Source organism: Streptomyces sp. NPDC052299, assembly GCF_040679335.1.
Classification (GTDB): domain Bacteria; phylum Actinomycetota; class Actinomycetes; order Streptomycetales; family Streptomycetaceae; genus Streptomyces.
In genome coordinates this window covers 130,003-144,118 of the sequence record NZ_JBFAUP010000008.1, presented here as the reverse complement: position 1 = coordinate 144,118, position 14,116 = coordinate 130,003, and the positions used below count along the sequence as shown (strand labels likewise).

Genomic DNA, 14,116 nt, shown 5'->3' with positions numbered 1-14,116 from the left:
ATGGGCACGAGTACGCACCGGCGCACGATGGGCACCAGGACCAAGGTGATCGGTTCGGTCGTCGCCGCCGCCGTGATCGGCGGGACGGTGTTCGCCCTCACCGGGACGGCGCAGGCCTCGGCGGTCGGCGCCGCGTACACCCGTACCAGCGGCTGGACCGGCGGCTACACCGGGCAGTACGTCGTCACCAACGACACCGGCTCCGCGAAGACCGGCTGGACGCTGGAGTTCGACCTCCCGGCGGGCACGAAGCTCAGCTCGCTGTGGAACGGTGAGCACACCGTCAGCGGCAGCCACGTCACCGTCCGCCCCGCGAGCTGGAACAAGCAACTGGCCGCCGGGCAGTCCGTCACGATCGGCTTCGTCGCCGCCTCCGACGGCACCGCGGCCGACCCCACCGGCTGCCTGATCGACGGCGCCACCTGCTCCGTCGACCCCGGCGCAACCCCCGAACCCAGCGGCCGCCCCACCGAGTCCGCGCCCCCGTCCCCCACGGCCACCCCCACCGGGAAGCCCACCGAAACGGCGACCCCGACGCCGACCCCCACCCCCACGAAGACCGACGACGGCGGTGGCACCGCGAGCGGCGCCCGATTCGCCCCGTACGTGGACACCTCGCTCTACCCCGCGTACGACCTGGTCGACACCGCGAACAAGACCGGCGTCAAGCAGTTCAACCTCGCCTTCATCACCTCCGGCGGCAGTTGCGCCCCGCTCTGGGGCGGCGTCACCGGTCTCGCTGACGACCACGTCGCCTCGCAGATCGGCGCCCTGCGCGCGGCCGGCGGCGACGTCCGGGTCTCCTTCGGCGGGGCCGCCGGATCGGAGCTCGCCCTGCGCTGTTCGTCGGCCGCCGACCTCGCCGCCGCGTACGGCAAGGTGGTCGACACGTACAAGCTGACCAAGGTCGACTTCGACGTCGAGGGCGGCGCGCTCCCCGACACCGCCGCCAACACCCGCCGCTCGCAGGCCATCGCGCAGCTCCAGAAGACGCACCCCGGCCTGGACGTGTCCTTCACGCTCCCGGTGATGCCCGAGGGCCTGACCCAGCCCGGCGTCGACCTGATCGCGGACGCGAAGAAGAACGGGGTGGACATCGGCGCCGTCAACATCATGGCGATGGACTACGGCGCCTCCTACAGCGGCGACATGGGCACCTACGCCGTCCAGGCCGCCACCGCCACGCAGGCCCAGATCAAGGGCGTGCTCGGGCTCTCCGACGCCGAGGCGTGGAAGGCCGTCGCCGTCACCCCGATGATCGGCGTCAACGACGTCAGCACCGAGGTCTTCAAGGTCGAGGACGCCACCCAGCTCGTCGCGTTCGCGAAGGAGAAGGGCCTCGCCTGGCTCGCGATGTGGTCGGGCACCCGGGACAAGGAGTGCGCGGGCGGCGCCAAGCCCACCGCGGACGCCTCGTGCAGCTCGATCGCCCAGGAACCCCTCGCCTTCACCAAGGCGTTCGGCGCGTACAAGTAGGACCCCGTAGGACCACACCCCCTCCGCGCACCCCGGCCCGGCCCCCCTTCCCCCCACCCCCGGCCGGGGTGCGCGCCCCACCGTCCCCCGGCCGGGTCGAGCACCCCCCCTTCCTCCCGGCCGGGGGCGCACCCCTACCCGCGCGCCCGGTTCACCGCCGAGAGCACCGCCGCCACGGACGCGGCCACGCCCGAGGCGTCCCGCCCCGCGCCCCAGCGCTCCCGGCCGCCCACCCGGCAGCGCGCGTACGCGGTCGTCGTCCCGGTCCCGTCGGGGCGCTGCTCCGGCAGTTCGAGGACGGCCGCCTCCACCCCGGCCGCCGCCAGCGCGTCCGCGAACGCCGTGACCGGGCCGCTGCCCGTCCCCTCGTAATCGCCCTCCCGCTCGTCCACCCGCAGGGTGCAGACGATGCGGTGCTCACCGGCCGGGCCGGTCTGTGCCGACCAGGAGGTGAGGGCGATTCCGCCGTCCCGCCCGGGGACCAGGTACGCCGCCTCGAAGAGGTTCCACAGGTCCTTCCCGGTGGCCTCCGCACCGCTGTCGTCGGTCGCCTCCTGGACCGTGCGGGAGAACTCCGCCCGCATCCCGGCCGGCAGGTCCACGCCGTGGCCGGTGCGCAGCAGATGCGCGATGCCGCCCTTGCCGGACTGCGAGTTGACCCGGATGACCGCCTCGTACGTACGCCCCACGTCGGCCGGGTCGATCGGCAGGTACGGCACCTCCCACAGCTCCGAAGCGCCGTCCGCCCGGCGGGCGAAGCCCTTGCTGATGGCGTCCTGGTGGGTGCCGGAGAACGCGGTGTACACCAGGTCCCCGCCGTACGGATGGCGCGGCGGCACCGGCAGCCGGTTGCAGTGCTCGACGGTGCGGCGGATCTCGTCGATGTCCGAGAAGTCGATCATCGGGTCGACGCCCTGCGCGTGCAGGTTGAGCGCCAGGTTGACCAGGTCGACGTTGCCGGTGCGCTCCCCGTTGCCGAAGAGGCAACCCTCCACCCGCTGGGCGCCCGCCAGCACCGCCAGCTCCGCGCAGGCCACGCCCGTGCCCCGGTCGTTGTGCGGGTGCACGGACAGGATCACCGAGTCCCGCCGGGCCAGATGGCGGTGCATGTACTCGATCTGGTCCGCGTAGACGTTGGGCGTGGCGATCTCCACGGTGGCCGGCAGGTTGTGGACGACCGGCCGGTCCGGCGAGGCGTCCCACAGCTCGGTGAGGCTGTCGCAGATCTCCAGGACGTAGTCCGGCTCGGTCAGGTTGAAGACCTCGGGCGAGAACTGGAACCGGATGTCCGCGCCGGGCCTGGCCCGGGCCAGCCGGTCCATCTGCCGGGCCGCGTCCAGCACCACGCCGTGCACCCCGGCCCGGTCGCGGCCCAGGACCACCTCGCGCCAGACGGGGGCGGTGGCGATGTAGAGGTGGACGACGGCGCGGTCCAGGCCCGCCACGGACTCGAAGGTGCGGTCGATCAGGTCGGCCCTGGCGGGGGTGAAGACGACCACGGTGACGTCGTCGGGCACGGCCCCGCTCGTCGCCAGGTGGCGTACGAAGTCGAAGTCGGTGCGGCTCGCGGACGGGTAGCCGACCTCGATCTCCTTGAAGCCCATCGCGACCAGCAGGTCGAACATCCGCCGCTTGCGCGGGGTGTCCATCGGCTCCGCCAGGGCCTGGTTGCCGTCCCGCAGGTCGACCGGCACCCACAGCGGGGCGCGTTCGATACGGGCCTGCGGCCAGCTCCGCCCGGTCAGCGGGACCGCGACCCGGTCGAACGCCGAGCGGTAGCGGTGCGAGGGCATCGAACTGGACCGTTGCGGGTTCCAGCGGGGCGCCGCCTGGGGGACCGGGCCGCGCGGCGTGCAGATGGTGGGGAAGCTGTGCATCGGGGACCGGGCGTCGGACGTGGCCGCGGACATGGACTCGGGCATGAACGGTGTCTCTTCTCGCATCGCCGGATGCGACCGGCACAGCACGGCACCCCGCGGCGGGGTGCCGATCGCTTCAGGCCCCGCCGCGGCAGCCGAGAAGGAGGAGACCGCGGTACGTCATGGGCGGTACAGTAACCAGAACGCAACCCCTCAGACAACCTGACAGGTGAATGACGTGCCCCCGTCCGGCCCCCTCCGCCCCAGCCCTCTCGTGGAACAGGCGACCAGTCATCTGCGCACGCGGATCACCGAGGGGCACTGGCCGGTCGGCACCAGGCTCCCGGGCGAGACGACCCTCGCCCGCGAGCTGGGCGTGGGCCGCTCCACGGTCCGCGAGGCCGTCCGCACGCTCGCGACCCTCGGCCTGCTCCGGTCCCGCCAGGGCGCCGGAGTCTTCGTCGTCGCGGACCACGTCACGGAGGACTGGCCGGTACGGCTGCGCAGGGCGTCGGTCACCGACGTCTACGAGGTCCGCATGCTCATCGAGGTCCAGGCCGCCCGCCTCGCCGCCCGCCGCCGCACCGACGAGGACCTGACCGCCCTCGACGCGGCGCTCACCGCCCGGCTGGAGGCGGGCGCGGGCGTCGACGACGCGGACTTCGTGGACGCGGACATCGCCGTGCACCGGGCGGTCGTGGCCGCCGCGCACAACCCGGTCCTCACCGACCTGTTCGCCGAGTTCGTCCCGGCCCTCCGCCAGGGGCTCATCGACCTCGTGGACCTCCTGGGCCTGCGCCGCCAGGACCCCCGGCACGGCCACGAGGGCCACCGCGCCCTCGTCACGGCCATCGTCGCGGGCGACCCGGAACGGGCCGCCCGGGCGGCCCAGGAGGAACTGGAAGCCACGCTGTCCCGGCTGCGCGGGGAGTGACGCCGGGGCCCCCGCCCCGCACCCCGTCGCCGCCACCATCCGGACCCCGGCTTCGGGCAAAGAACGCGCGGGTCCGGATCCGCGCCCCCTCCGTGCCGTACCCCGTTCACTTCCCGGCGAGGCCCCCCGGGCTCCGGCGGGCTGTTTCCGGGGCGTTCCGGAAAACCGGCCCCGCAGCCGGTTTTTGCTGATGGCTCAACCATGATCCACTGTCAACCCTCCCCTCACCTGCGGGAATTCGAAATCCCGCCGCGCGCCGCAGCGCGGCGCACCGCTTTGGCAAGCCCTCGGCCGGACACGGTCTCGTGACTTGCAGGACACGCTCGCGCAACGGAAGCGTCTTCAACTCTTGACACCCACCCCCCGAAGGCAGCAATCTTCCGACATCGACGCATGGGAGCGCTCCCACATCACACGAGGATTTCTCGCGTGAACGGCACTGCCCGTGTACTCCCCCCAAACCCATCCGGCACCCGCACTCACCAGCGCGTATGCCACGCAGTGAGCCAGTCCCACCCTGGAACAAGGAGTAGTGGAATGCGTATCACCCGCACCGTCGCCGGCCGGAGCCGCAGAGTCGCGGTCCTGGCCACCACGGGCCTGACCGCTTCGGCGCTGTTGCTGACCGGCTGCAGCAGCGACGACTCCGACTCGAACGAGTCCTCCGACGCGAACGGGAAGATCACGCTGACCGTCGCCGACTACGGCCAGTTCGGTTACAAGGAAGCCGGTCTCTTCGCCAAGTACCACGAGCTGCACCCGAACATCACGGTGAAGGAAGACACCACCGCCGATGAGAAGGTCTACTACCCCAAGCTGCTCCAGCAGCTGAACGCGGGCAGCGGTCTCGCCGACGTCCAGGGTCTCGAGGTCGGCCGCATCAAGGAGCTCGTCGACACCAAGGCGGACCAGTTCGTCGACCTGAGCAAGGTCATCGACGTCAAGGAATTCGTGTCGTGGAAGGAGAAGCAGGCGACCACGGCCGACGGCAAGGTGATCGGCGCGGGTACCGACATCGGCCCGATGTCGCTCTGCTACAACACCGAGCTGTTCAAGAAGGCCGGTCTGCCGACCGACCGCAAGGAGGTCGCGGCCAAGATCTCCGGCGGCTGGGAGGACTACCTCAAGCTCGGTGAGGAGTACAAGAAGAAGGCGCCCGCGGGCACGTACTTCATGGACTCCGCCAGCGCCATGTACAACGCCGTCGTCAGCTCCAACGCGAAGCAGTACTACGACGAGAGCGGCAAGGCGATCTACAAGGAGAGCCCCAGCGTCCAGCAGGGCTGGAACCTGGCCGCCGAGGCCGCGGAGAAGAAGCTGACCCAGGGCCTCGCGCAGTTCAGCGACCCGTGGGCGGCCGCGCTCCGCAAGGGCACCATGGCCACCGTCGCCTGCCCCGCCTGGATGGCCGGCCAGATCTCCGTGAACGCCGGTGAGGCGAACAAGGGCAAGTGGGACATCACCACCGCCCCCGGCGCGACCGCGGCCAACTGGGGCGGTTCCTTCCTCGGCGTCCCGAAGTCCGGCAAGCACGTCGACGAGGCCACCAAGCTCGTCAAGTGGCTGACCGCCCCCGAGCAGCAGGCCGCCGTCTTCAAGGCGATCGGCTCCTTCCCGTCCAACACGGGCGCCTACGAGCTGCCGGACGTGAAGAACGCCACCCTGCCGTACTTCAACGACGCCCCGATCGGCCAGATCTACGCCGATGAGGCCAAGTCCATCCCCGAGACGATCCTCGGCCCGAAGGACGCCGCCATCAAGGACACCATCTCCACCCAGATCAACAACATGGAGCAGCGCGGCACCAAGCCCGACGCCGCGTGGGAGGCCGCGACCAAGGCCATCGACAAGGTCATCGGCTGACGTTCGCCAGGGCGCGTCCGGCCTGACCGCCGGTCGCGCCCGGCGCGGGCGGCCCTCCCCGGGCCGCCCGCACCCGCGTGTTCCTGAGGGGTGCGGCGTAAACGGCCCAGCCATCCCCGTACCCGGGTAACTCAAGCAATCCAGGGAAGGACTCCCGCTCGTGGCCACCTCGACTCCCACCCGGGACGCATACGCGCCGCCACCCCGCGGCTCCCAGCACAAACCGGTGAACGCCCGCCGGCAGAACTGGCGCAGCCGGCTCTGGCGGTTCGACGACAAGGCGTCTCCGTACGCCTACATAGCCCCGTTCTTCCTCGTCTTCGGCGCCTTCGGGCTCTACCCGCTGCTCTACACCGGCTGGATCGCCCTGCACCGGGTCGAGATGACCGGCATGGACCAGATGGAGTGGGTCGGCTGGGACAACTTCGACAAGATCCTGCACGACTCCGAGTTCTGGACGGCCGTCAGCAACACCTTCCTGATCGGTGTCATCTCGGTCGTCCCGCAGCTGCTCGTCGCGCTCGGCCTGGCCCACCTGCTCAACTACAAGCTGCGGGCCAGCACCTTCTGGCGCACGGTCATCCTCACCCCGTACGCCACCTCCGTGGCCTCCGCCGCCCTCGTCTTCGCCCTGGTCTTCCGGGCCGACGGCGGTCTGCTCAACTGGGTGCTGCACTTCGTCGGCCTCGGCGACACCAACTGGGCCAACGGCCACTGGACGTCCAAGATCGCCATCTCGGTCATCGTGATCTGGCGCTGGACCGGCTACAACGCCCTGATCTACCTGGCCGCGATGCAGGCCGTGCCGTCCGACCTGTACGAGGCGGCCTCGCTCGACGGCGCCTCGCGCTGGCAGCAGTTCCGCAAGGTGACCATCCCGTCGCTCCGCCCCACGATCCTCTTCACGATCGTCATCTCGACCATCGGATCGATGCAGCTGTTCGGTGAGCCCCTGCTGCTCGAAGGCGGCACCCTCGGCCAGACCGGCGGCAACGAGAATCAGTACGAGACCCTCAGCGTCTACCTCTACAACTACGGCTGGAACCTGGGGCACCTCGGTCCGGCCGCCGCAGTGGCCTGGGCGATGCTCGCCCTCCTGCTGATCATCGCCGCGGTCAACTGGCTCATCGGCCGCTTCGTACGCAAATCCGCGGTCTGACCGGGAGCGAATTCCAATGACCATCACCAGCCCCACCAAAGTCTCGGAGCCAGGCCTCCCGGCGCGTTCCGCCCACCGCGCACCGAAGGGGCGCAGCCGCTTCCGGCCCGGTGCCGGGCAGCAGCTGAAGGGCGGCCCGTTCGCCTACATCGCCCTGGCCGTGATCGGCATCGGCTCGCTGCTGCCGCTGTACTGGACCCTCGTGGCCGCGTCCCACACCCAGGACGAGGTGCTGGCCACCACCCCGCCGTTCCTGCCGGGCGGACGCCTCTTCCACAACCTCGACGCCGCGTGGACCCAGGCCCACCTGGGCAAGGCGATCGTCAACAGCGTCATCGTGTCCGCCTGCATCACCGCGGCGACGCTCTTCTTCTGCACGCTGGCCGGCTACGCCTTCGCCAAGATGCGCTTCCGCGGCCGGAACGCCCTGATGACCGGCGTCATCCTGACCCTGACGATCCCGCCGCAGCTCAGCGTCGTCCCGCTGTTCATGATGATGTCCGACATCGGCTGGGGCGGGGACCTGGAAGCGGTGATCTTCCCGACCCTGGTCAGCGCCTTCGGTGTGTTCTTCATGCGCCAGTACCTGAGCGAGGCGCTGCCGTACGAGCTGATCGAGGCCGCCAAGATCGACGGCGCGAACAACTTCCGCATCGTGCTGAGCGTGGTGCTGCCGGTGGCCCGCCCCGCGATGATGGTGCTCGGCATGCTCACCTTCGTCCAGGCGTGGAACGACTTCTTCTGGCCCTACCTCGCCCTGAGCCAGGAGAACCCCACCCTTCAGGTGGCCCTCGGCCAGCTCAGTGCCTCGTACACCCCCGACACCAGCATCGTGATGGCCGGCGCGCTGATCAGCACCCTGCCGCTGCTCGTGGTGTTCGTGATCTTCGGCAAGCAGATCGTCGGCGGCATCATGTCCGGCGCCGTCAAGGGCTGACCACCCGCTCGCCGCTGCTGTGTCACGGAGCCGTACGGTCCCGCCCGCCCCGCGGACCGTACGGGCCCCGCAGCCCCACCCGTCAACGCCCCGTCCTTCACACCCCTGGGAGCGCTCCCGCATGACTGCTGTACGACCTGACATCGCCCCGAAGCCGGTGCCCGAAACCACCACCACCTTTCCGACGGGCTTCGTCTGGGGAGCGGCCACCGCCGCCTACCAGGTCGAGGGTGCCGCCGCCGAGGACGGGCGGACGCCCTCCATCTGGGACACCTTCAGCCGCACCCCCGGCAAGGTCCGCAACGGCGACACCGGCGACATCGCCGCCGACCACTACCACCGCTACCGCGACGACGTGGCCCTGATGAAGCAGCTGGGGCTGAAGGCGTACCGCTTCTCCATCTCCTGGTCCCGGGTCCAGCCCACCGGCCGCGGCCCGGCCGTCGAGCGCGGGCTCGACTTCTACCGCAAGCTGGTCGACGAGCTCCTCGAGGCGGGCATCAAGCCCGTCGCCACCCTCTACCACTGGGACCTGCCCCAGGAGCTGGAGGACGCGGGCGGCTGGCCGGAGCGCGCCACCGCCGAGCGGTTCGCGGACTACACCGCGATCATGGCCGGCGCGCTCGGCGACCGCGTCGCCACCTGGACCACCTTCAACGAGCCGTGGTGCTCGGCCTTCCTCGGCTACGGCTCCGGGGTGCACGCCCCCGGCCGCACCGAGGCCTCCTCCGCCCTGCGGGCGGCCCACCACCTCAACCTCGCCCATGGCCGGGCGATCGAGGTTCTGCGCGGTCAACTCCCCGCTACCGCGCAGACCTCGGTCACCCTCAACCTCCACCAGGTCCGCCCGCTGACCTCCAGCCCCGAGGACGCGGACGCCGCCCGCCGCATCGACGCGGTCGGCAACCGGGTCTTCACCGGCCCGATGCTGCACGGCGCCTACCCGGAGGACCTGCTCGCGGACACCGCGCACGTGGTGGACTGGTCGAAGCTGGTCCAGGACGGAGACCTGGAGGCCATCGCGCGCCCGGTCGACGTCCTCGGCATCAACTACTACACGCCGACCCTGGTCTCCACGCCCGCCGAGGGCGCCGGTGACACCCGCAATGACGGCCACGGCGCGAGCGACTACTCCCCGTGGCCCGGCTCCGAGCACGTCGCCTTCCACCTCGCCGACGGCAAGCCGACCACCGCGATGAACTGGTCGATCGACCCCAACGGGCTCTACAACCTGCTCATGGACGTCACCCGCGAGCACCCCGGCATCCCGCTCATGGTCACCGAGAACGGCGCCGCCTTCGACGACTACGTCTCGCCCGAGGGCCGGGTCCAGGACCCCGAGCGCATCGCCTACCTGCACGGCCACCTCGACGCCGTGCAGCGTGCGGTCGCCGACGGCGCGGACGTGCGCGGCTACTTCCTTTGGTCGCTGATGGACAACTTCGAGTGGGCGTACGGCTATTCGAAGCGGTTCGGTGCCGTGTACGTGGACTACGCCTCCCAGCGCCGCATCCCGAAGGACAGTGCCCACTGGTACGCCGACGTGATCCGCCGCCACGCCCTCCCGCCGCTGGAGGACCTGGCCTGATCCGCCGCGCCACCCACCCCCGAGACCCGGCACACGGTGCCGGGTCTCGGCCCATTCGCCCCCGGCCTGTGCGTTCCGCTTGACCACGCGCGTAGAGTGGGAGCGCTCCCACTCCAGGGGGCGGGGGAGCGGCCGACCGGTCCCGCAGAGTGTCAAGGGAACCAACGCCAGGACTTGGTTTGGTTATCCGACTGTGAGAAATTGACCGCGAACGGGAGGCAGCCATGACGGCAGCGCGAGTACGGAGCGGGGGCCGGCCCACGCTCGAAGAGGTGGCGGCGCGGGCGGGGGTCGGCCGGGGCACGGCCTCGCGCGTCATCAACGGATCGCCCCGGGTCAGCGCCCACACCAGGGAGGCGGTCGAGGCCGCCGTCGCCGAGCTGGGTTACGTACCCAACCGCGCGGCCCGCGCGCTGGCCGGCAACCGCACGGACGCCATCGCGCTCGTCGTGCCCGAGTCGGAGAGCCGCTTCTTCGCGGAGCCGTACTTCTCCGACATCGTGCGCGGGGTCGGCGCCGCCCTCGCCGACACGGAGATGCAACTGCTGCTCACCCTCGTCGGCAGCGACCGCGAGCGCCGCAGGCTCGCGCAGTACCTCACCGCGCACCGCGTGGACGGCGTGCTGCTGGTCTCCGTGCACGCCGACGACCCGCTGCCCGACCTGCTGGAACAGCTCGGCATGCCCGCCGTGATGAACGGCCGCAGATCCGCCGCCGAGTCCCTGTCCTCCGTCGACTCGGACAACTTCGAGGGCGCCCGCGGCGCCGTGGAACACCTCGCCTCGCGCGGCCGCCGTTCCATCGCCACGATCACCGGCCGACTCGACGTCTACGCCTCCCAGAGCCGCCTGGACGGCTACCGCCAGGCCGTCCGCGACGCGGGCCTGGAACCCGACGAGCGGCTGATCGCCCCCGCCGACTTCTCCGAGGAGGGCGGCGCCCGGGCGATGCGCGACCTGCTCGCCCGCCGCCCCGACGTGGACGCGGTCTTCGCCGCGTCCGACGTGATGGCCGCCGGTGCCCGCCAGGTCCTGCGCGAGGCCGGCCGCCGCATCCCGGACGACGTCGCCCTCATCGGCTTCGACGACTCGGCCGTGGCCCGCCACATGGACCCGGCCCTCACCAGCGTGCGCCAGCCGATCGAGGAGATGGGCCGCACGATGACCCGGGTGCTGCTCGACATGATCGCCGGCGAGAACGCGGACCGGGCGCAGATCGTGCTGCCGACCGAGCTGGTGGTCCGCGACTCGTCGTGACGCCCGGTTGCCGCAACTGGGTTCGCCCGGCGCGCACTTCGAGTAGCTTCTGAGGCGTGGACCCTTCTCTGACCGCTCTGATCGTGGCCGTGGTGGGGGTGGCGGGCACCCTCGTGTCCGGCGTGCTGGCGCACCGCGGCGCCCTGCGGGCCAAGACGGTGGAGCTCGACCGCGCGGAGCGGCTGCGGCGGGAGGAGCTGCTGGCGGACGAACGCCGCGAGGCCCTGGCCGTACGGCGGGCCTCCTACGCGGTGTTCAACCAGCGCCTGCGGCAGTTCCACTCGGTCCTGTCGAAGGACTACTTCGCCCTCGCCGCGGGGGAGACGCGCCCCGGACGGAGCCAGGAGCGGGAGGAGCCCCGCCAGGTCCTGCGCGACGTGTACGCCGAGGCCCAGATGGTGATCAGCGACCCCGTGCTGTCCGTCGGGGGCGGCGTCGTGCAGCAACTGCACCGCATCCACGCCCTGCTGGGCCGGCACGAGCGGGGGGAGCCGGCCGACGAGTCCCTGGAGGACATCAGGGAACGGCTGGAGCGCGCATCGGAGGGCCTGTACGAGGTCCGGCAGACCATGCGCCGGGAGCTCGGGGTCTCGGCGCTCCCGGTCCACCGGCCCGACGGCTACGGCGCCGCGTGAGGCAGGACGACCGGAGGAGAACCATGCCCCTGCACTGGACCAGGTCCAGCTACTGCGACTCGGCGGGCCCCGACTGCGTCGAGGTGGCACTGCCCTCCGAACCCGCGACGGCGGTCCGCCTGCGCGACTCCAAGACCCCGTCCCGCCCCGCCCTCGCCTTCGAGCCGGGCGCGTGGGCGGAGTTCGTCGGTCAGCTCGGCCGGCCGGTCGTCTTCTCCAGCAGCTCCTGAAGGGCCCGCTGCCCTTCCGGGCCGAGCCCCGCCAGCGGTGAGTCCTCGGCGAGGAGTTCCAGGAGCCGTGCGCGCAGGCCGTTGCCCTCGGGCGTCAGTACGAGGTGCCGGGCGCGCCGGTCGGTGGGGTGGGGCCGGCGTTCGACCAGGCCCCGCTTCTCCAGTTTGTCGACGACGAAGGTGGCGTTGGACGGCTCGCAGCTCATGCGTTCGGCCAGTTCGCGCATGGTCATCGGTCCGGTCATCTCCCGCAGCGCCGTCGCCTGGGGCGCGGTGAGGCCGAGGGGGACGGCGCGCTTGCGCACGTGATCGGCGATCCGGGCGGCCAGCCCGTTCACCAGCCCGCACAGCTCCCGCTCGGCGGCGGCCTGCGCTTCGGGGGGTGTGGTCATGGACTCACTCTAGCAAGTCCATCAAGCAAGAATAATTACAACTTGAATGATTCTAGTTGGATGCTTATGGTGACCTCGTCCCACAGCGACGAACGAGGAGCGACGCCATGACCGACCCGAGCACCCTGCGTCTGGGCGACACCACGGTGTCCTTCGTGCCGGACGGGGTGATCCAGGGCCGCCCGACCGCCTGGCTGCCGGACAGCACCGACGCGTTCTGGGCGGCCCATCCGGAGCACCTGGACGCCTCCGGGCACCTGGTCGCGAGCGTCGGCGGCCTCCTGGTGGAGCACGGCGACCGCGCCCTCCTGATCGACGCGGGCTTCGGTCCGCACACGCTCCCGGCGGACCCGGCCACCCCCAACGGCGCCATGCGCGGCGGCGACCTCCCCGCCGCCCTGGCCGCGCTCGGCCGGGCCCCGGAGGACATCGAGGCCGTCGCCTTCAGCCACCTCCACCCGGACCACACGGGCTGGGCCACCCACGGACGGCTCTTCTCCCGCGCCGCGTACCTGGTGGCGGAGCCGGAATGGGCCGCCCGGGAGCCCGGCGACGGGCTGGACGCCCTCGCGCCCCACGTGCGTACGGTGGCCGACGGCGAGGAGGTCTTCCCGGGCGTCCGGGCGCGGGTCACCGCCGGACACACCGCGGGCCACACGGAGTACGTCATCACCGGGGGCGGGAAGCGGCTGATCGCCTTCGGGGACTCGCTGCACTCGCCGGTCCAGGTGGACCGGCCCGAGTGGTCCTGTGTCTACGACCACGACCCGGCCGGGTCCGCCGAGCACCGCCGCCGCCTCGTCGCCGAGCTGGCGGAGCCCGGCACGCTCGCCTTCGGCATCCACTTCGCGGACGCGGTCTTCGGCCGGGTCGTCCTGGACGGCGACGGACCGGCCTGGCGCCCCCTGGAGGCGGCCGACAGGCCCGCGTAAGGCCCGGGAAACGCATCAGCCCCCGACCTGTGACAGGTCGGGGGCTGATCCTTCAGGGTGAGTAACGGGACTCGAACCCGCGACATCCTGGACCACAACCAGGTGCTCTACCATCTGAGCTATACCCACCGCGTCCGGTCTTTCCGACCGGCCGAGAAAAAGTGTACAGGGTCCGGGAGGGTGCTCGCGCACTCATTTCCCGGCGGGTGGTCACGGCCCCCGGGAGGGCCGTGACCAGCGCCTTCAGGCGCGGGGCTGCGAGACCCGCGCGGCCGCCGCCTTGGCCTGCTCGGAGTCCGGGCCGGGCTGCGGGACGAAGACCGCCTCGCGGTAGTACCGCAGCTCGGTGATCGAGTCGCGGATGTCGGCGAGCGCCCGGTGGTTGCCGTTCTTCTCCGGGCTGTTGAAGTACGCCCTCGGGTACCAGCGGCGGGACAGCTCCTTGATGGAGGAGACGTCCACGATCCGGTAGTGGAGGTAGCCCTCCAGGAGCGGCATGTCCCGGGACAGGAAGCCGCGGTCGGTGCCGACCGAGTTTCCGCACAGGGGCGCCTTCCCGGGCTCCTTCACGTGCTCGCGGACGTAGGCGAGGACCTGCTCCTCGGCGTCGGCCAGCGTCGTGCCGCCGGCCAGCTCGTCGAGGAGGCCCGAGGCGGTGTGCATCTGCCGCACCACCTCGGGCATGGTCTCCAGCGCCGCGTCCGGCGGGCGGATGACGATGTCCACCCCTTCACCGAGCACGTTCAGCTCAGAGTCGGTGACCAGCGCGGCCACCTCGATGAGCGCGTCATCCGCCAACGAGAGCCCGGTCATCTCGCAGTCGATCCACACCATGCGGTCGTTCATGGGCCCCAC

At 71.4% G+C, this 14,116-nt stretch carries 13 protein-coding genes and 1 tRNA gene; 10 read left to right on the top strand and 4 right to left on the bottom strand.

All coding sequences use genetic code 11. The features are described 5' to 3' along the window. Complete coding sequence (locus AB0L33_RS15785) at positions 1–1,476, top strand: cellulose binding domain-containing protein (protein ID WP_365681649.1); 1,476 nt, start codon at positions 1–3, stop codon at positions 1,474–1,476. Between the two features lie 134 nt (positions 1,477–1,610). On the opposite strand, the gene AB0L33_RS15780 is transcribed toward AB0L33_RS15785, so the two are convergent. Next, positions 1,611–3,398: a 2-isopropylmalate synthase gene (locus AB0L33_RS15780; protein WP_365681989.1), complete on the bottom strand. Its 1,788-nt coding sequence runs from the start codon at positions 3,396–3,398 to the stop codon at positions 1,611–1,613. A gap of 175 nt (positions 3,399–3,573) precedes the next feature. On the opposite strand from AB0L33_RS15780, the gene AB0L33_RS15775 reads away from it, so the two are divergent. From AB0L33_RS15775 to AB0L33_RS15740, 8 genes are all read left to right on the top strand, one after another. Continuing rightward, positions 3,574–4,269 carry an FCD domain-containing protein gene (locus tag AB0L33_RS15775; RefSeq protein WP_365681987.1) on the top strand — a complete coding sequence of 232 codons (696 nt, stop codon included), beginning with the start codon at positions 3,574–3,576 and terminating at the stop codon, positions 4,267–4,269. 537 nt (positions 4,270–4,806) lie between these two features. Then, positions 4,807–6,132, top strand: a complete 1,326-nt coding sequence (locus AB0L33_RS15770) for an extracellular solute-binding protein (protein ID WP_365681647.1) — start codon at positions 4,807–4,809, stop codon at positions 6,130–6,132. 160 nt (positions 6,133–6,292) lie between these two features. Then, entirely contained in the window at positions 6,293–7,291 is a 999-nt protein-coding gene (locus tag AB0L33_RS15765; RefSeq protein ID WP_365681645.1) for a sugar ABC transporter permease, read from the top strand. Positions 7,292–7,307: 16 nt separating this feature from the next. Further along, positions 7,308–8,228 (top strand): carbohydrate ABC transporter permease, encoded by a 921-nt coding sequence (locus AB0L33_RS15760; protein ID WP_365681643.1) that lies wholly within the window; start codon positions 7,308–7,310, stop codon positions 8,226–8,228. 121 nt (positions 8,229–8,349) lie between these two features. Continuing rightward, positions 8,350–9,816, top strand: coding sequence for a GH1 family beta-glucosidase (locus AB0L33_RS15755; protein ID WP_365681641.1), 1,467 nt, complete (start codon positions 8,350–8,352; stop codon positions 9,814–9,816). A gap of 224 nt (positions 9,817–10,040) precedes the next feature. Further along, on the top strand, positions 10,041–11,072 hold the full coding sequence (locus AB0L33_RS15750; protein WP_365681639.1) for a LacI family DNA-binding transcriptional regulator: 1,032 nt from the start codon (positions 10,041–10,043) through the stop codon (positions 11,070–11,072). Between the two features lie 56 nt (positions 11,073–11,128). Further along, positions 11,129–11,707: a hypothetical protein gene (locus tag AB0L33_RS15745; protein ID WP_365681637.1), complete on the top strand. Its 579-nt coding sequence runs from the start codon at positions 11,129–11,131 to the stop codon at positions 11,705–11,707. Positions 11,708–11,730: 23 nt separating this feature from the next. Further along, complete coding sequence (locus AB0L33_RS15740; protein WP_365681635.1) at positions 11,731–11,937, top strand: DUF397 domain-containing protein; 207 nt, start codon at positions 11,731–11,733, stop codon at positions 11,935–11,937. Here the strand turns inward: AB0L33_RS15740 and AB0L33_RS15735 are convergent. Beyond that, the gene (locus AB0L33_RS15735; protein WP_365681633.1) at positions 11,898–12,329 is read right to left on the bottom strand and encodes a MarR family transcriptional regulator; all 432 of its coding nucleotides are present in this window, start codon (positions 12,327–12,329) and stop codon (positions 11,898–11,900) included. The genes AB0L33_RS15740 and AB0L33_RS15735 overlap by 40 nt on opposite strands. 107 nt (positions 12,330–12,436) lie before the next feature. On the opposite strand from AB0L33_RS15735, the gene AB0L33_RS15730 reads away from it, so the two are divergent. Continuing rightward, positions 12,437–13,261 (top strand): MBL fold metallo-hydrolase, encoded by an 825-nt coding sequence (locus AB0L33_RS15730; protein ID WP_365681631.1) that lies wholly within the window; start codon positions 12,437–12,439, stop codon positions 13,259–13,261. A gap of 56 nt (positions 13,262–13,317) precedes the next feature. Here AB0L33_RS15730 and AB0L33_RS15725 read toward each other — a convergent pair. Continuing rightward, a tRNA-His gene (locus AB0L33_RS15725) sits at positions 13,318–13,390 on the bottom strand. 114 nt (positions 13,391–13,504) lie between these two features. Further along, on the bottom strand, positions 13,505–14,107 hold the full coding sequence (gene orn, locus AB0L33_RS15720) for an oligoribonuclease (RefSeq protein ID WP_365681629.1): 603 nt from the start codon (positions 14,105–14,107) through the stop codon (positions 13,505–13,507). Positions 14,108–14,116 lie beyond the last annotated feature (9 nt).